Below are 15795 nucleotides of genomic sequence, written 5' to 3'. Positions count from 1 at the left end.
CGTGCCGACCGGTCCGAGCGCGTGCGAGCCGCAAAAGAGCGTGCGAGCCGGCCTGAGCCCGTACGAGCCCGTGCGACCGGAGCCGTGACGGCGCGGACGCCCGCCCTCAGGCCTGCCCGGTCCTCGGACGGTTGACCGGCGACCTCGGCAGCGCGAGCTCGATTTCCTCGCGCAGCGCCTCGATCTTCGAGTACCCCGCGTACTGGCCGGTGAGCCGGTACATCTCCCGCAGCCGGTCCCACGTCCGGTGGGACGAGGTGTTCCCCATCGACATGAGCGCGAGCCGGGCGTACCGGTCGGCCTGCTCGGGGTCGTCGGCGATGAAGCAGGCCGAGGCGAGCGAGATGTGGTCGAAGAGTTTGGAGCGGTCGTGGCCGCCGCGCCGCAGTTCGATCGCCAGCTTCGCGTGGCGCTGCGCGGGGACGGCCGCGGCCGGGTCGTGCTCGGCGAGCGTGCGGTAGGCGAGCGCCTGCATGCCGTGCATGTCGGCCTCGTCGAAGGTCTGCATCCAGCTCGGCGGTTCGTCCGACCGGTCGGAGACGAAGAGGTCCTCGGCCTCCCCGAGCGTGCGGCGCATCGCCTGGCCCCGGCCCATGGACGCCTGCGCCCACGCCTCGATCGTCTGGAACATCGCCCGGGTCCTCGGCAGCAGCCGCTCGCCCGAGCCGGCCTTCGCCAGCTTCAGCAGGTCGAGCGCCTCGTCGGGGCGGCCCAGGTGCACCATCTGGCGGGCGGCGCGGGAGAGCGCCTCCCCGGCGCGGGGGCGGTCGCCGCCCTCGCGGGCCGCGTGCGCGGCGATGACGAAGTACTTCTGGGCGGTGGGTTCGAGGCCGACGTCGTGCGACATCCAGCCCGCGAGGACCGCCAGGTTGGCGGCGACGCCCCAGAGGCGGCGCTGGAGGTGGTCGGCGTGACGGTAGGCGAGCATGCCGCCCACCTCGTTCAGCTGGCCCACGACCGCCTTGCGCTGGAGACCGCCGCCGCGCGAGGCGTCCCAGGCACGGAACACCTCAACGGAGTGCTCCAGCGCCTCGATCTCCTCCGACCCGACGGGGGCGGCCTCGTAGCGGTCGAACCCGGCGGGGTCGGCGTGGAGGGGATCGATGGTGCGCCGGGCGACGCCGCCCGGTGCGGGGTCGGTCTGGAGCCAGTCGTAGAGGGAGCTGGTGAGTGCGGAGCCTGCGGCGAGTGCGGCGCCCGCGCCCACCAGGCCGCGTCGGTTGAGCATGAGGTCCATTCCCGTGAATTCGGTGAGGACCGCCGCCGTACGATCGGGTGCCCAGGGCAGCCCGTCAGGGTTGTCGTCGTTCCTGACGTCCTGCCGCTTTCCGGCGCGCCCGTGTCGTACGAACCCGAGGTCCTCGATGGTCACGACACGGCCGAGTCGCTCGGTGAACAGGGCGGCCAACACCCGGGGCACGGGATCGCGGGGGGTCTCCCCCCGGTCGATCCACCGCCGCACGCGCGAGGTGTCGGTCGCCAGCTGGGGGTGGCCCATGGCCGCCGCCTGCCGGTTCACGAGTCTCGCGAGTTCGCCCTTGGACCAGCCGGCCAGGCCGAAGAGGTCCGCAAGGCGGGTGTTGGATTGTCCGGTCACGTCTAAGCCCCCAGGTTCTCGGCTGAGTTGACAGTAACCCCCTGTCATAGGGCTGGCGACTATTCGCCAGGGTTCGCCAGGGTGCGCCCGATGTTCCGCCACCCGCGCCCGGGTGTCAGGTAGGTATGCGCCACCCCGCCCCGCCGACCGGCCCTCATTCCCCAGGGTGCGGACCGGGGGCGGGCGGGGCGACGCACGCACATCGTCGGCACACGAAGGGATCTGTCACCTCCATGTACACAGCATCGTCCTCCGTGTCCGCCCCGCCCCGGCCGCAGCACCGCATCGTCCCCGCCGGCAACGGACCGTACCTCGCCCCCGCTCCCCAGGCCGTCCGGCCGAGGCGCTGGGTCGGCGGCACCGGCACGCAGCCGGTCAGCGGGAGGATCGATCTGTCCGGCCCCCAGGGGGCGCAGGTGAAGACGGCGATCGCGTCGGTCCACCGGATCTGCCCGGAGTTCAACGCGGTGCAGGTGCTGCGGCGCAGCGGCCGCTCCGTCCTGATCGTCGGGACGACCGGACGGACCACAGCGGTCGCCAAGTGTTTACTGGACCACTCCCCCGCGTGGGTCGAACGGTTCCAGCACGAGATAGCGGCCTATCGCTCCTTCGTCCGCCACCGTCCGCCGGTGCGGGCGCCGCGGCTGATCGCCGCGGACCCGGAGAACTGCACGCTGGTGATCGAGCGGATGCCCGGACGGGCCGCGGCGCTCTCGCGCCACCCCCTGGAGGCGCCGCCGCGGGCGGACGTGCGGGCCGCGCTCGGCGCGGTCGCCCGGCTCAACGCCTGGCGCCCGCCTGCCGGGACCTTCGACGCCCCGCTCGACTACGGGGCCCGGATCGCCCGGTACCACGAGCTCGGGCTCCTCACCGACCGGGACCGTGACGACCTGCAGAAGCTGCTGCACGGTCTGGCGCAGGCGGGCGGGCGGCAGGGCATGGGGCAGTTCTGCCACGGCGACGCGCTGCTCTCGAACATCCTGCTCTCCCCGGCGGGGCCGGTCCTGGTCGACTGGGAGCACGCGGGCTGGTACCTGCCCGGGTACGACCTGGCGACGCTGTGGGCGGTCCTCGGTGACGCGCCGCTGGCCCGCCGCCAGATCAGCCAGCTCGCCCAGCAGGCGGGCCCGGCCTCCCGGGACGCCTTCCTGGTGAACCTGATGATCGTGCTGACGCGGGAGATCCGTACGTACGAGACGGCCGTGCAGCGCACCATCAAGGAGGCCCCGCCGGCCGGTTCGGTCCCGCCGCCCTCGGGCGGTCTGGCACCGGGCGAGGAACAGCGGCTGCTGCTGAGGCGGCTGCACGAGGACTGCGCCATGGCACGGCGGGCCGTGCGCGCGGCGGTCGGGACGCGCTGAGGCGCTCCGGACGCGACACGGGGGTGGTGCGCCGCGCACCCGGTGCCGACACACCGGGCGTGCGGCGCTTCGTCGTACGGGCCTGGCCGGGCCGTCGCCGGTGGGTCGGCCGTGTGATGTGGCACGGGACGGGAAGCCGGGCGATCGGCGGCCATTGGTCCACTCCACTGACGCGTCCCAGGCCGGTGCGCCGCCCGCGCGAAACTTGCTCCCCGGCGCCACGGACACCGCTCTGACGTGGGAAATCACGGCGCGCGTCGGGTGATTGACGGATCGTCCGGGAGCCGATACCCCTGTACGGATTCGGTTCCGCACGCCCCCGTCCTTCCCCGTCGCAGGAGGCTGCCTTGCTCCGTTCCCCGTACCTCAGACGTGTCGCGCCCGCCGTCCTGCTCCTGCCGCTCCTCGCCGCCGCCCCTTCGGCCACCGCCGAGGGGCCAGAGGCGGAGGTCCTGCAGCGGCAGTTCGCGGCGGCGGCCGAGCGGCACGGCGTACCGGAGAGCGTGCTGCTCGCCGTCTCCTATCTGCAGTCGCGCTGGGACGGCCACGGTGGGGCGCCCAGCGTCACCGGCGGGTACGGGCCGATGCACCTGACGGACGCGGCGACCGCGCTCGCGCGTGCGCTGCCGCACCACCACGACGGGGAGGAGGACCCGCGCGGTGACGCGGCGCGCCCCGCGCGGACGGGTGCGGAGACCCCGCTGCCCACGGCGGCGGAGCTGCCGCCGCGGCTGCGGACCCTGGAACGGGCCGCCGCGCTCACCGGCCTGCCGGCCGAGGAACTGCGGACCACCACGGGCGCGAACATCGAGGGCGGGGCGGCCCTCCTCGCCGCCGCCCAGCGGGAGGCGGGGCTGCCGCCGAGCACGGACCCGGCCGACTGGTACGGGGCGGTGGCGCGCTACTCCGGCGCGGAGGACTCGGCGACGGCGACGGCCTTCGCAAACGACGTGTTCGACGTGATCCGCACCGGGGAGTCCCGGACCACCGACAGCGGCCTGCGGGTGACGCTGCCGGCCGCCCCGTCGGTCGCCCCCGAGACCGGCCAGGTGGCGGCGCTCGGGTTGCGCGCCCCGGCGCCGGGACCGGTGGAGTGCCCGCCGACCGTGGCGTGCGAGTGGATCCCCGCGCCGTACGAGGAGTTCGGCGACGGGGACTACGGCAACCACGACAAGGCGAACCGTCCCGCGTCGCAGAAGGTGGACTACATCGTCGTCCACGACACCGAGGCGACCTGGGACGTCACCCTGGGCCTCGTCCAGGACCCGACGTACGTCTCCTGGCAGTACTCGCTGCGCTCCTCGGACGGGCACATCGCCCAGCACCTGCCTCTGAAGGACGTCGGCTGGCACGCCGGGAACTGGTTCGTGAACGCCAAGTCGGTGGGGCTGGAGCACGAGGGCTTCCTGACGGCGCCGGACTCCTGGTACACGGAGGCGATGTACCGCACGTCGGCCCGGCTCGTGCGGTACCTGGCGCAGCGCTTCGACATCCCGCTCGACCGGCAGCACGTGCTCGGGCACGACAACGTGCCGGGCACGGTGACCTCGACGATCCGGGGCATGCACACCGACCCGGGGCCGTACTGGGACTGGGCGCACTACTTCCGGCTGCTCGGGCGGCCGTTCACGCCGAGCGCGGGGCCGGACGCCGGGGTGGTGACGATCCGCCCGGACTACACCGCGCACCGGCCGGTCTACACGGGCTGCGCGAAGGCCGGAGAGGCGTGCGCGCCGCACGGGAGCGGGGCGGTGCGGCTGCACACCGCGCCGAGCGCCGACGCGCCCCTCGTGAAGGACATCGGACTGCGGCCGGGCGGGCAGGCTTCGACGACCGGCGTCAACGACACCGGGGCGCGGGCCTCGACGGGCCAGAGCTACGCGGTGGCGGAGCGGAGCGGGGAGTGGACGGCGATCTGGTACCTGGGCCAGAAGGCGTGGTTCCACAACCCGAAGGCGGAGCCGACGGCGGTGAACGCCCGGGGCCGGGTCCTCACGCCGCGGGACGGGCTCGCGGAGGTGCCGGTGTACGGGCGGGCCTATCCGGAGGCGTCCGCGTATCCGGCGGGCGTGCCGGTGCAGGCGGTGTCGCCGTTGCCGTACAAGCTGCTCGCGGGCCAGCGGTACGTGGTCGGGGGGAGCACGGTCGGCGAGTACTACTTCGCCCCGGTGTTCGATACGACGGGGCATCGGGTGGTCCGTGGTCAGGAAGAGTACTACCAGATTCAGTTCGGCCATCGGGTGGCGTTTGTGAAGGCCGCTGACGTGCGTGTTTCCACTTCCTGACGGAGCATGGCCGAAAGCCGTGGGGTGGTGTCGGACGCAGGGGCCGGCACCGCCCTCGCGGCGTTCGTATGACTATGCGGGACCGTGCGTGCGCCGTGCGGGCGAGGGGTAAAGCTGGGCCGGTCACCGCACCCGCACACCGGAAGGCCCCTCAGGACATGGCTCAGCCCTTCGTTATGCCGGACTTCTATGTTCCGTATCCGGCTCGGCTCAATCCCCATGTGGAGGCCGCCCGGGCGCACACGCGTGACTGGGCGCGCGCCATGGGGATGCTGGAGGGCTCGGGGGTCTGGGAGGAGCACGACCTCACCTCCCACGACTACGCGCTCCTCTGCGCGTACACGCACCCGGACTGCGACGAGCAGGTGCTGAACCTCGTCACCGACTGGTACACCTGGGTCTTCTTCTTCGACGACCACTTCCTGGAGGTCTTCAAGCGCACCCAGGACCGGGCCGGCAGCAAGGCCTACCTCGACCGGCTGCCGCTGTTCATGCCGGCGGACCCGGCGGCCGGCCCGCCCGAGGCGACCAACCCCGTGGAGGCGGGGCTCGCGGACCTGTGGCGGCGCACCGTCCCCTCCATGTCGGAGGGCTGGCGGGTGCGGTTCGCGGAGGCGACGGAACACCTGCTGTACGAGTCGCTGTGGGAGCTCGACAACATCAACGACGGGCGGGTCGCCAACCCCGTCGAGTACATCGAGATGCGCCGGAAGGTGGGCGGCGCGCCCTGGTCGGCGGGGCTCGTCGAGTACGCGGCGGGGGCGGAGGTCCCGGCGAAGGTGGCGTACGCGCGGCCGCTGCGGGTCCTCAGGGACGCCTTCTCGGACGCCGTCCACCTGCGCAACGACCTCTTCTCGTACCAGCGCGAGGTGGAGGACGAGGGCGAGAACAGCAACGGCGTGCTCGTCCTGGAACGGTTCCTGGGCTGTACGACGCAGGAGGCGGCGGACGCCGTCAACGACCTGCTCACCTCGCGGCTCCAGCAGTTCGAGAACACGGCGCTCACCGAACTGCCTCTGCTCGCCGTGGAGCACGGGCTGGGCCCCGAGGAGTGCGCGGCGGTGGCGGCGTACGCGAAGGGGCTCCAGGACTGGCAGTCCGGCGGCCACGAGTGGCACATGCGCTCCAGCCGGTACATGAACGAGGGCATGGTCGCGGGCTCCTCCCGGTTCGACGGGGGGCTCGGGACCTCCGCCCTGGACATCCGGAACGTCTTCGGGCGGCCCGCGGCGTCCCGGCTGCGCACGTTGGCGCACGTGCCGCACCAGCAGGTGGGCCCTTCGCTGGTGCCGGAGCTCGACCTGCCGTATCCGCTGACCCTCAACCCGCACCACGCGGACGCGGCGCGGCACACGGTGGACTGGGCGGAGCGGACGGGGCTCCTCGACGACCTCTGGGACCGGCCGCTGGCCGAGGGCTTCGACCTCGCCCTGTGCGCGGCGGGCCTCGATCCGGACGCGTCCCCCGACGCGCTCCGGCTGAGCGCCGACTGGCTGACGTGGGGCACGTACGCCGACGACTACTACCCGTTCGTCTTCGGGCGGTCCCGGAACCTGGCCGCCGCGAAGGAGCAGACCGAGCGTCTGAAGGCGTGCATGGTCCTCGACGAACCGGCGGCCGGACGGGCGGTCGCCGTGAACTCGCTGGAACGGGCGCTCGCGGACGTCTGGGAGCGGACCGTCGCCCCGATGGGTCCCGGTGCGCGGGCCGAGCTGCGGGCGGCGATCGACGCGATGCTGGACAGCTGGATGTGGGAGATGCACAACGTCGTGCAGCACCGCGTGCCCGATCCGGTCGACTACATCGAGATGCGGCGCAGCACGTTCGGGTCCGAGCTGACGCTGCTGATGTGCCGGTTGCGGCAGGAGGCGACGCTGCCCCCGGAGGTCTTCCGGTCGGGTACGGTGCGCGCCCTGCAGAACGCGGTGATGGACTACGGCGCGCTCGTCAACGACCTGTTCTCGTACCAGAAGGAGGTCGAGGTCGAGGGCGAGGTGCACAACGGCGTCCTGGTGCTCCAGACGTTCTTCGACTGCGACTACCCGACGGCGGTGGCGATGGTCGCCGATCTGATGCGGGGCCGGCTGGAGCAGTACGAGCACCTGAAGCGGCGTGAGGTTCCGTTGCTCTACGCGGACTTGGGTCTGGACAGCACCCAGCGCGCGGCGTTCGAGGCGCATCTGCGGGAGCTGGAGGACTGGTTGGCGGGCGTCCTCAACTGGCACCGGGAGGTGCGGCGTTACGGGGCGGAGGACGTCCGCTCGGGCAGTGGCAGGCCGTTGCTGTGGCGCGGGCCGACCGGGCTCGGGACCTCGGCGGCGCGGATCTCCGGGCTGCTCGCGGCCGGGGCCCGCTGACGTACGCGACGGGACGAAGGCCTCCGGGAGGGTTCCCGGAGGCCTTCGTGTGCGGGTGGTCGGCCGCGTCAGCCGCGTCGGCCGCGCAGTTCGTCCAGTTCGCGGCGTTCCCGTTTGGTGGGGCGGCCGGCGCCGCGGTCGCGCACGGCGGCGACGGCGACGTGTTCGCGGGGCGGCGGGGGCGGGCTGTTGTCCACGTACGCCTCGGCGGCCACCGGTGGTCCGACCCGCTTGACGTGCAGCTCCTTGACCTCGACGATCCGCTCGCGGCCGCCGTGGTAGAGCCGGACCTCGTCGCCGGGCTTCACCGGCTGCGCGGGCTTGGCGCGGTCGCCGTTGACCTTGACGTGGCCCGCCCGGCAGGCCGCGGCGGCCTGGGAGCGGGTCTTGGTCAGACGGACCGCCCAGATCCAGCTGTCGACGCGTGCGCTCATCGGCCCCCGCCCTCCGGTCAGCCCTGCTGGAACAGCTCGGCCGGCAGGGGCTTGAGGAGCGCGTACAGGTCGTCGGTGATCGGCCGGTCCCAACTGGCGATCGTGACGAGGACGTTGTCGCTGCGGTCGAACTGGACGCAGGAGATGCGGCTCTCGGAGAGCTTGAGCCGCCGGACGATGAGGAGGTTGTCGCCCTGCATGACGGGGACGTCCTCGGTCTCGACCACCTCGACCGGCTCGTCGTTCTCCAGGGCCGCGAGGAGCTGGGCGACCTCGAAGGGGATCTGGCCGTCGGCGAGCTCACGGGCCGGGGAGCCCTCCGGCAGGTTGCCGATGATCATCGCGGGTCCGCGGCCGCCGAACAGGTCGTAGCGGAGGAACACGCCCTGGCAGGAACCGTCGGGTGCGGGCAGCAGCCCGGCGCCGAGATTGCCGGGCCAGTCCCCCGGGTCCATGGCCAGGACGTCGAAGTCCGGGCCCGCGGGTGTGGCGGCGCTGCGGCGGCGGAGGAAGGACATACGGCCATGGTACGTGCCCCGGCCCCCGTTCCCGCGACCCGGTCGGGGTCGGGGCGGGGGCCCGGGGCCGGTGCCGGGCGGGGGCGGGACCGGGGTCCCGGTGGGCGGTCCGGTTCAGGGCGAGGTGCGGGGGTCCGCGGCGGTCCTGTCGGTGTCCCGCAGGGCCTGGGCGAGGCCGGTCCGGTCGGTGCCGAGCTTGCGGTAGACGGCGGAGAGGAGGCGGCCGACGGCGGTGGCGTCGATGCCGAGGACCGTGGCGGGGTCACCGTCGCGGACCGTGAGCTCGGCGGCCGTGCGCTCACGGACGGTGAGCGTGTCCGTGCCGGCGGGGTGCAGTGGGCGAGGGCGCAGTCCGGCCGCGGCCAGTTCGGCGCGCGCCTGCTCGACGAGGGCGTCCGCGCCGCACTCCTGGGCCGTCTCCAGGCCCCGGTGGAGGTACTCGGCGGCCTCCCCGGCGCGCGCGGTGCGGCGCAGGGCGGTGCCGAGCGCGACGAGCGAGCGGGCCAGCTCGTACGCGGCGGGCGACTGGTCGAGCCGGTCGACGGACTCCTCCAGGAGCTTCACCCGCTCGGCCCCCTCGGTGAGCTCGGCGGTCACCCGGAGGGCGTGGCCGATCGCGGACGGGGCGCCGTAGCGCCTGGCCCGTTCGACGGCCGCCTCCGCGGTCCTGCGGGCCCGCTCAGGGGCGGTGACCGCCTCGGCGAGGGCGAGGTGGAGCTGCCAGGGGCACCAGGCGGGGTTGCGCATGCCGCGGGGGTCGAGGCGGCGGCCGACGGAGGCCAGCTCGGCGGCGGCCTCCTCGGTGCGGCCCGTGGCGAGGAGCAGCTCCGCGTGGACGGTCTGGGAGTCCGGGAAGGTGACGGCGGCGGGGAACGGGGCGGCGAAGTCGTGGGTGCGGGCGATGACCGCGGCCTCCTCGACCCGGCCGCGGGCGAGGAGCACCTCGATCATGACGCCGGCCGCGTACCAGTGGGCGGGGGTGCGGGGGCCGACGCGTTCGGCGAGGCGCAGTCCGGCGCGGACGAAGTCCTCGGCCTCGACGAGCCGGCCGCGGCGGAACCTGATGTAGCCGAGGAGGGTGTACGCGAAGGCGAGGTGCGCGCCGCGCCAGCCCTGACGCTCGAACTCGGCGATGCCCTCGGCGAACAGCTCCTCGGCGCGGCCGGGCCGGTCGGCGAAGAGGTGGGTGAGGGCGACGAGCACCGGGACCTCGAAGCCGCGGCTCTCGTCGGCCCAGCTGAGTCCGGACGCCAGGGCGCGGCCCGCGTGGCCGAGGGCGACGGAGGAGGGTTCGCCGCGCAGGGTGGCGTCCCAGGCGCGCAGGCCGATCACGTACCGCTCGGTGAGGTCGCGGCCGGTGAGCCGGTCGGCGAGGGCGGTGAGGCGGCGGGAGCGGGCGGGCGAGTCGGGTTCGTCGGCGCGGAACGCGTCCCACATGAACTTCTCGGCCTGCATGCGGAGCCTGCTGCGGGCGTCGGTGGTGAGCCGGGCCTCGCGGTCGAGCAGCTCGGAGGCCTCGGCGAGCCGGTCGCTGTGGGCGAGGACCTGGGAGAGGCGGTAGACGATGCCGTGGCGCAGTTCGGGGTCGGCGATCGGTTCTTCGAGGGCGGCGCGGAGGTGGTTGACGGTGGTGGCGGGCTCGGTGAGCAGGGAGGCGCAGCCCAGTTCGAAGAGGACGGCGGCCCGTTCGTCGTCGGCGGGCGGCTCGCTGAGCGCGCGGGCGAGGTAGCGGCGGGCGGCGTCGGGGGCTCCGGCGCGGAGGGTGTCGCGGGCGGCGGCGCGCAGGTGGCCGACGGTCCAGGCGGAGCCCTCGGGGTGGGTCTCCAGGAGGTGGCGGGCGGCGGCGGTGGAGCCGAGGCCCGCGTCGACGACGCACCAGGCGGCCTGGCCGTGCAGGGCGATGCGGGTGGTGGCGGGGATCGAGCGGTAGACGGTGGTGGCGATGAGGGGGTGGACGAACTCCAGGGGCTGGTCGGGGTCGTCCGCCTCGGCGAGGACGCGGGCCTCGCGGAGGCGTTCGGCGCAGTCGTGGACGGCCTCGCCGCCGAGCCCTGCGACGGCGCCCGCGAGCTGCGGGGAGATCTCGGTGCCGAGGACCGCGCAGGCCCAGGCGAGGCGGACGGTGGCGGCGCCGAGGCGTTCGATGCGGGTGACCAGGCCGCTGCCCTTGAGCGCGGCCGCCAGGTCGCGCAGGTGCGGGGCGCTGTCGGCGGTGGGATCGAGGCCGCGGTCGCGGACCTTGGCGGCGAGTTCGACGGCTTCGAAGGGGTTGCCGGAGGTGACGGTCCACCACTCGTGGCAGAAGGCGTCGTCGGCGTGGGCGCCGACCCGGTCGCGGATCAGCCGGGCCATGGCGGTGGAGCTGAGCGGGTCCAGGCGGTGCGGGCGCCGGCCGGACCGGTGTCCGGTGAACTCGGCTCCCGCTTCCGGAAGTTCGTCGGGCCGGTAGGCGACGACGAGGAGCATGGGCAGCTCCTCGGCGCGCGGCGCGAAGGCGGCGAGCCAGCCGAGGGACTCGGGGTCGGCCCAGTGGGCGTCGTCGAGGACGACGACGAGCGGGGCGGGGTGCACGGCGAGCCGGGTGAGGACCCAGTCGAGTCCGTCGCGCAGGCCCTGCGGGTCGGGCGGTGATCCGGCGTCGGAGGCGCGCAGTCCGAGGGCCGGGCCCACGATGTCGTACCAGGAGCCGAGGCGCTCGCGGAGTTCGGCGTCGGAGGCGTGGGCCAGCTGCGGCTGGAGCAGTTGGCGGGCGACGTGGAAGGCGACCCGCTGCTCCTGTTCGCCGCCGCGCGCGGAGAGGACGGTGCAGCCGCGTACGGTGGCCAGGCGCCGCACCTCGGCCAGCAGGGTGGTCTTGCCGAGCCCGGCGGGCGCGGCGTACGCGAGGACGCCGCCGCGGCGGACGGGGTGGCGGGGTGCGTCGGGGTCGGGGCCCGTGGCGGGGTGCGGGGGCGTGCCGACGATGCCGCGGGGGCCGCCGTGCGTGGGGCGGCCGGCGCGCTGCGGGGGGACGGCGGCCGGGCGCGGTACGACGGCGGGGGCGGGGCTCGTGGCGGGTCCGTCGTGGGCGCCGTCGTGGGCGCCGTCGTCGGCGTGGCCGGGGCCGCGCGGACCGGGGACGGTTGCCGGTGCCGGAGGCGTACGGCCCGCGGGGCGGGCGGTGTCCGTTGATGCCGCGCCGGGGGTGGGCAGGGCGACGAGGTGCGGTGTCCGGGCGGCGGGCGGGGGTTCCGGGTGGCCGGAATGCTCCGGGGCGGCGAGTCCGATTCCCGTCAGCAGGTCGAGTGCTTCCTCGGCCGCGGCGAGCGCGGTCTCGCGTTCGAAGAGGCCGAATCCCCGGCGGCCGCGCCGGTCGTCCTGACGTACCACGTTCCACCCCCACACAGGGGGCGCACACCCGGCGCACTCGGGGGGCGTCGGGTGTGGCTGCCCCACGAAAGACCCAGCGTACGCCCGAGGGCTCGCCGCGCGCCCCTCATCTGCCGAAGCCGTCCCTCGGGTCCGGCGCGAGGTCGCTCGGCGCGGTCTCCTCCGGTCCGTGCGCGCGCCGGACGAGCCCGTGGAGCACGTCCAACGCCTCCTGGGCCCTGGCGTGTTCGACGAACAGGTGATCGTGGTGAAATCCGGCCACCACGTTGCAGCTCAGGTCCGCCTCGGCGAGCGCCCGCGCGACGGCGGCCGTCAGACCGACCGCGTCGAGGGCGGAGTGCACCCGCAGGGTGATCCACCCCGCCACGTAGCCGTAGCCGAGGCGGGCGGCGTCCGCCTCCTCCTGGCGTACGACGAGGGTGCGGCCTTCGGGTTCGAGCACCGTGACGACCGGATCGAGGCCCGCCGGGGCGGGTCCGTCGACGGTGGTGAAGACGTAGCGCCCGGGACGGAGTTCGGGCCGCATGCCGGCGAGGAGCCGGGTGAGGTCGCGTTCGGGTTCCATGGACGCAAGCCTAGGGGGTGTCTTGTCGACCAGGCCGGATCAGGGAGCGGGGGCTGGTGCTGTGGAACCGGGGCGGCGCGGGCCGAGGTCGCGGGCGCTCTCCGACCAGGTCCCGCTGTGCTCGCCGCGCCCGTGGACGAGGACGACGGGCGGCGCGGCGACGGGACCGTGGACGCGGTGGGCGAGCCGGGTTCCGTCAGGGGTCGTGAGCGTCGGCATGGGGCCGATCCTCGTGGCCGTGATGATCAGGGCCATCGGGTTTCGCCGGGGGCGCGATACGGTGGGTGGCTCAGCCCCTGACATGCGAAGGAACCGTTTCGCCGTGCCCGAGACCCCGGAGACCGCGCTGCGCGGCGACTGCGCGCGCTGCTTCGGCCTGTGCTGCGTCGCCCTGCCCTTCGCGAGGTCGGCGGACTTCGCCGTGAACAAGTCGTCCGGCGAGCCCTGCCGCAATCTCCGGGAGGACTTCCGCTGCGGCATCCACACCCGGCTGCGGCCGAGCGGCTACCAGGGCTGCACGGTGTACGACTGCTTCGGCGCCGGCCAGCGGGTCTCGCAGGTGACCTTCGGCGGCGTGTCCTGGCGGGAGGCCCCGGAGTCGGCGCGGCAGATGTACGAGGTGTTCCCGGTCGTACGCCAGCTCCACGAGCTGCTGCGCTACCTCACCGAGGCCCGTGCGCTGCCTGTCGCGCGCCCGCTCCACGCGGATGTGGAGAAGGCGCTGGCGCGGGTCGAGGCGCTGGCCGGGGGCACCCCGGAGGCGCTGGAGCAGCTGGACGTGGCCGCCGTGCGGGCCGAGGTGAACCCGCTGCTGCTGCGGACGAGCGAGCTGGTGCGGGCCGCCGTCGGAGGGAAGCCGAAGAGCAGGCGCGGGGCCGACCTGATCGGCAAGCGGCTGCGCGGCGCGCGCCTGCGGGGCGCCGACCTGCGCGGGGCGCTGCTCATCGCCGCCGATCTGACGGGCGCCGACCTGACGCTGGCGGATCTCATAGGCGCCGACCTGCGGGACGCCGACCTGTCGGGGGCGGATCTGACCGGGGCGCTCTTCCTGACGCAGCCCCAGCTCAACTCGGCGCGGGGCGACGCCGCCACCCGGCTCCCCGAGGGCTTCGACCGCCCCGCGCACTGGGTCGCGTAGGCCCGGCTTCAGCGGGCCGTCGGGTGCGCCTTGGCGAGGGTGCACACGCCGTCCGCGCACTGGCGCTCCAGACGGCCCCGGGAGATCGTCTGCGCCAGACCGACCATCCAGCAGGTGGGGCAGCCGCGGAAGGCGATCAGGGCCAGGGGGGCCGCGAGCAGGGTGGCCGGGCCCGCGAGGGGCACCAGGGCGACGGAGCCGATGATCAACCAGAACCCGATGGCTCCCCGGGCCAGGTGGCGCGGGACGGACGCGCTGGCGAAGTCGGGCTTCGACCGCTCCGGGGTGGGCGGGGTGTGCGTGCTGGGTGTGGTGTGCGTGCTGTGCCTGGCGGGTGGGGTGTGCGTGGTGGTCATGTCGTCAGTTCCCTCCGGCGGACGGGTCGTTGGTGGGCTCGGGTGCCGGGTCGGTGAGGTCCAGTGAGTGCCGCAGCGCCGCGCGCGCCCGGTGCAGCCGCGACTTCATCGCCGCGTTGCTGAGGCCGAGCGCGCGGGCGACGGTCCTGCCGGGCAGGCCCTGCACGTCCCGCATGATCAGGACCTGGCGCTGGTCACGGGGCAGCGCGCCGACCGCCGCGGCGATGCGCTCGGCCTCCAGCCGGTGCAGCACCGCGTCCTCGGCGGACGGCTGTTCCGGGGCCTCCGGCTCGGCCGCCGACCCGTCGCTCCGCGCCGCGAGGAGCCGCACCTGCCGGAGGCATTCGTTCCGCACGATCCGGAACATCCAGGAAGCGAGTGCCCCCGTCGCCCGCAGGGTGCCGATCTTCCGGTAGAGGATGATCAGCGCCTCCTGCGCCGCGTCCTCCGCGTCCTGCGGCGAGGCGCAGAGCGACAGCGCGAACTTGCGCACGTGCGGCTGCGACTCCATGACCACGGTGGTCAGCGAGCCGATGTCGCCGTCCTGGGCGGCCTTGATCAGCCGCTCGTCCGGCCAGGCGAAGCGGGGGGTCATCGTGCTCCTCGTACGTGTCGGTGCCCGTGCGGCGCTGTGCGCGTCACGGCGCGGCGGGGCGGTGGGTGCGGCGCGGCGGTGCGCGCGGGTCAGCCGCGGCTCCGGTGGCGCCGCGTCAGGTGCCAGCCGCAGGCTCCGACGAGCAGGGCTCCGATCACGACGACGACGGTGACCATCATGGGTGCGTTCCTCCCGGTTCCACCGGCCCGTTCGGCCGGTACGCAGATAGGAGGCGGGGAGGCCCGGAAAGGATTCGCCTCGGGCCGGAGTTCTTTCCGCGGCCCCCTCCGGCCGCCGGGGCCCTCAGTGCGCGTACGTGTGGGGCGTCGTCGTCGAGAGCGTGACGAAGCCGAGCCGCCGGAGGATCGGGCGGCTGGTGTCGGCCGCGTCCACCTGGACGTAGCGGTGGCCCCGGGCGGCGGCGATCCGGGCCCGGTGGGCCACGAGCGCGCGGTAGAGCCCCCTGCCCCGCCAGGCCTCCACGGTGCCGCCGCCCCAGAGGCCGGCGAAGTCCGTGCCGGGGTACAGCTCCAGGCGGGCGGCGCTGACGGGCTCGCCGTCGGCGAGTGCGACGACGGCGGTGACGGTGTCGGGGTCGGCGGCGAGCCGGTCCATGAGCTGTCGCCCGATGTGCGTGCTGTCGGTGCCGAAGGCCCGGTCGTGCACCTCGACCACCTGGCGTACGCCCGCCGCGTCGGTGACGGCGTGGAGCACGACGCCCTCGGGCAGCGGCACGTCGTGCGGCAGCGCGGCGGCCTCGGCGGCCATCAGGGTCTCCGGGGCCTCGGCGGTGAAGCCCGCGGCGCGGAGGCGGGCGCCGAGGTCGGCGGGGGCGTCGTGGCCGTACAGCTTCCATTCGAAGGGGACGCCGGCGGCCCGGTAGTGGGCGATCTGCGCGGCGATGACCTCGTCGGCGTCGTCCGGCCCGACACCGGCGCCGGAGGCCGCCGCACCGGCACCCGCCCCCGCACCCGGCACTGCACCCGCCCCCGCGTCCGACCCCCCGCCCGGCACCGCACCCGCGCCCTGCCCCGTACCGGCGCCGAATCCGGACCAGAGGACGCCGTTCCACGCATGCGCCGGGCCGGTCTGCCGTACGACCGGCCCGACGCGCTCGACGCGGCAGCCGGGCCCGTCGGGCCGGGCTTCGCGCCGCAGCTGGAGGTCGTACAGGTCACGGAGGTGATGGGGTTCCATGGCGCCACTCCAGCACCCCCCGC

General features: G+C 74.6%; 13 protein-coding genes. 4 read left to right on the top strand and 9 right to left on the bottom strand.

Annotated elements, in window-relative coordinates:
- Window positions 1-106: 106 nt before the first annotated feature.
- Window positions 107-1597, bottom strand: a complete 1491-nt coding sequence (locus ACWDVG_RS14550) for a DNA-binding protein NsdB (protein WP_451699485.1) — start codon at window positions 1595-1597, stop codon at window positions 107-109.
- A gap of 233 nt (window positions 1598-1830) precedes the next feature.
- Here ACWDVG_RS14550 and ACWDVG_RS14545 point away from each other — a divergent pair, with 233 nt between their 5' ends.
- The 3 genes from ACWDVG_RS14545 (at window position 1831) to ACWDVG_RS14535 (ending at window position 7600) form a co-directional block, all read left to right on the top strand.
- Window positions 1831-2958, top strand: coding sequence for an aminoglycoside phosphotransferase family protein (locus ACWDVG_RS14545; RefSeq protein ID WP_451699484.1), 1128 nt, complete (start codon window positions 1831-1833; stop codon window positions 2956-2958).
- A gap of 347 nt (window positions 2959-3305) precedes the next feature.
- Window positions 3306-5243, top strand: coding sequence for an N-acetylmuramoyl-L-alanine amidase (locus ACWDVG_RS14540; RefSeq protein ID WP_451699483.1), 1938 nt, complete (start codon window positions 3306-3308; stop codon window positions 5241-5243).
- Window positions 5244-5401: 158 nt separating this feature from the next.
- Window positions 5402-7600 carry a terpene synthase family protein gene (locus tag ACWDVG_RS14535; RefSeq protein WP_451699482.1) on the top strand — a complete coding sequence of 733 codons (2199 nt, stop codon included), beginning with the start codon at window positions 5402-5404 and terminating at the stop codon, window positions 7598-7600.
- A gap of 68 nt (window positions 7601-7668) precedes the next feature.
- Here the strand turns inward: ACWDVG_RS14535 and ACWDVG_RS14530 are convergent, their stop codons facing one another.
- The 5 genes from ACWDVG_RS14530 to ACWDVG_RS14510 form a co-directional block, all read right to left on the bottom strand.
- Window positions 7669-8034 (bottom strand): RNA-binding S4 domain-containing protein, encoded by a 366-nt coding sequence (locus ACWDVG_RS14530; protein WP_451699481.1) that lies wholly within the window; start codon window positions 8032-8034, stop codon window positions 7669-7671.
- A 17-nt stretch (window positions 8035-8051) separates the two neighbouring features.
- The gene (locus tag ACWDVG_RS14525) at window positions 8052-8552 is read right to left on the bottom strand and encodes a hypothetical protein (protein WP_451699480.1); all 501 of its coding nucleotides are present in this window, start codon (window positions 8550-8552) and stop codon (window positions 8052-8054) included.
- A gap of 114 nt (window positions 8553-8666) precedes the next feature.
- Window positions 8667-11921, bottom strand: coding sequence for an ATP-binding protein (locus ACWDVG_RS14520; protein ID WP_451699479.1), 3255 nt, complete (start codon window positions 11919-11921; stop codon window positions 8667-8669).
- A 106-nt stretch (window positions 11922-12027) separates the two neighbouring features.
- Window positions 12028-12486: an ACT domain-containing protein gene (locus ACWDVG_RS14515; protein ID WP_451699478.1), complete on the bottom strand. Its 459-nt coding sequence runs from the start codon at window positions 12484-12486 to the stop codon at window positions 12028-12030.
- Window positions 12487-12525: 39 nt separating this feature from the next.
- A complete protein-coding gene (locus tag ACWDVG_RS14510) occupies window positions 12526-12705 on the bottom strand; it encodes a hypothetical protein (protein ID WP_451699477.1) in 180 nt (59 codons plus the stop codon).
- A gap of 82 nt (window positions 12706-12787) precedes the next feature.
- Here ACWDVG_RS14510 and ACWDVG_RS14505 point away from each other — a divergent pair, with 82 nt between their 5' ends.
- Window positions 12788-13624 carry a pentapeptide repeat-containing protein gene (locus ACWDVG_RS14505; protein ID WP_451699476.1) on the top strand — a complete coding sequence of 279 codons (837 nt, stop codon included), beginning with the start codon at window positions 12788-12790 and terminating at the stop codon, window positions 13622-13624.
- Between the two features lie 8 nt (window positions 13625-13632).
- Here ACWDVG_RS14505 and ACWDVG_RS14500 read toward each other — a convergent pair whose 3' ends face one another.
- The 3 genes from ACWDVG_RS14500 to ACWDVG_RS14490 all read right to left on the bottom strand — a co-directional run bounded on the left by ACWDVG_RS14500 (window position 13633) and on the right by ACWDVG_RS14490 (window position 15772).
- On the bottom strand, window positions 13633-13980 hold the full coding sequence (locus ACWDVG_RS14500; protein ID WP_451699475.1) for a hypothetical protein: 348 nt from the start codon (window positions 13978-13980) through the stop codon (window positions 13633-13635).
- Between the two features lie 4 nt (window positions 13981-13984).
- Window positions 13985-14575: an RNA polymerase sigma factor gene (locus ACWDVG_RS14495; RefSeq protein WP_451699474.1), complete on the bottom strand. Its 591-nt coding sequence runs from the start codon at window positions 14573-14575 to the stop codon at window positions 13985-13987.
- Between the two features lie 303 nt (window positions 14576-14878).
- On the bottom strand, window positions 14879-15772 hold the full coding sequence (locus ACWDVG_RS14490; protein ID WP_451699473.1) for a GNAT family N-acetyltransferase: 894 nt from the start codon (window positions 15770-15772) through the stop codon (window positions 14879-14881).
- Between the last annotated feature and the right edge of the window lie 23 nt (window positions 15773-15795).

This window comes from Streptomyces sp. NPDC003327 (genome assembly GCF_053589515.1).
Note: the sequence above shows the minus strand (reverse complement) of the source record. Positions and strands in the feature narration are given on the sequence as shown.

Coding starts and splice junctions, on each gene's coding strand:
- ACWDVG_RS14545 (WP_451699484.1), top strand. CDS start 1,831: ATGTACACAGCATCGTCCTCCGTGTCCGCCCCGCCCCGGCCGCAGCAC.
- ACWDVG_RS14535 (WP_451699482.1), top strand. CDS start 5,402: ATGGCTCAGCCCTTCGTTATGCCGGACTTCTATGTTCCGTATCCGGCT.
- ACWDVG_RS14530 (WP_451699481.1), bottom strand. CDS start 8,034: ATGAGCGCACGCGTCGACAGCTGGATCTGGGCGGTCCGTCTGACCAAG.
- ACWDVG_RS14525 (WP_451699480.1), bottom strand. CDS start 8,552: ATGTCCTTCCTCCGCCGCCGCAGCGCCGCCACACCCGCGGGCCCGGAC.
- ACWDVG_RS14515 (WP_451699478.1), bottom strand. CDS start 12,486: ATGGAACCCGAACGCGACCTCACCCGGCTCCTCGCCGGCATGCGGCCC.
- ACWDVG_RS14510 (WP_451699477.1), bottom strand. CDS start 12,705: ATGCCGACGCTCACGACCCCTGACGGAACCCGGCTCGCCCACCGCGTC.
- ACWDVG_RS14505 (WP_451699476.1), top strand. CDS start 12,788: ATGCGAAGGAACCGTTTCGCCGTGCCCGAGACCCCGGAGACCGCGCTG.
- ACWDVG_RS14500 (WP_451699475.1), bottom strand. CDS start 13,980: ATGACCACCACGCACACCCCACCCGCCAGGCACAGCACGCACACCACA.
- ACWDVG_RS14495 (WP_451699474.1), bottom strand. CDS start 14,575: ATGACCCCCCGCTTCGCCTGGCCGGACGAGCGGCTGATCAAGGCCGCC.
- ACWDVG_RS14490 (WP_451699473.1), bottom strand. CDS start 15,772: ATGGAACCCCATCACCTCCGTGACCTGTACGACCTCCAGCTGCGGCGC.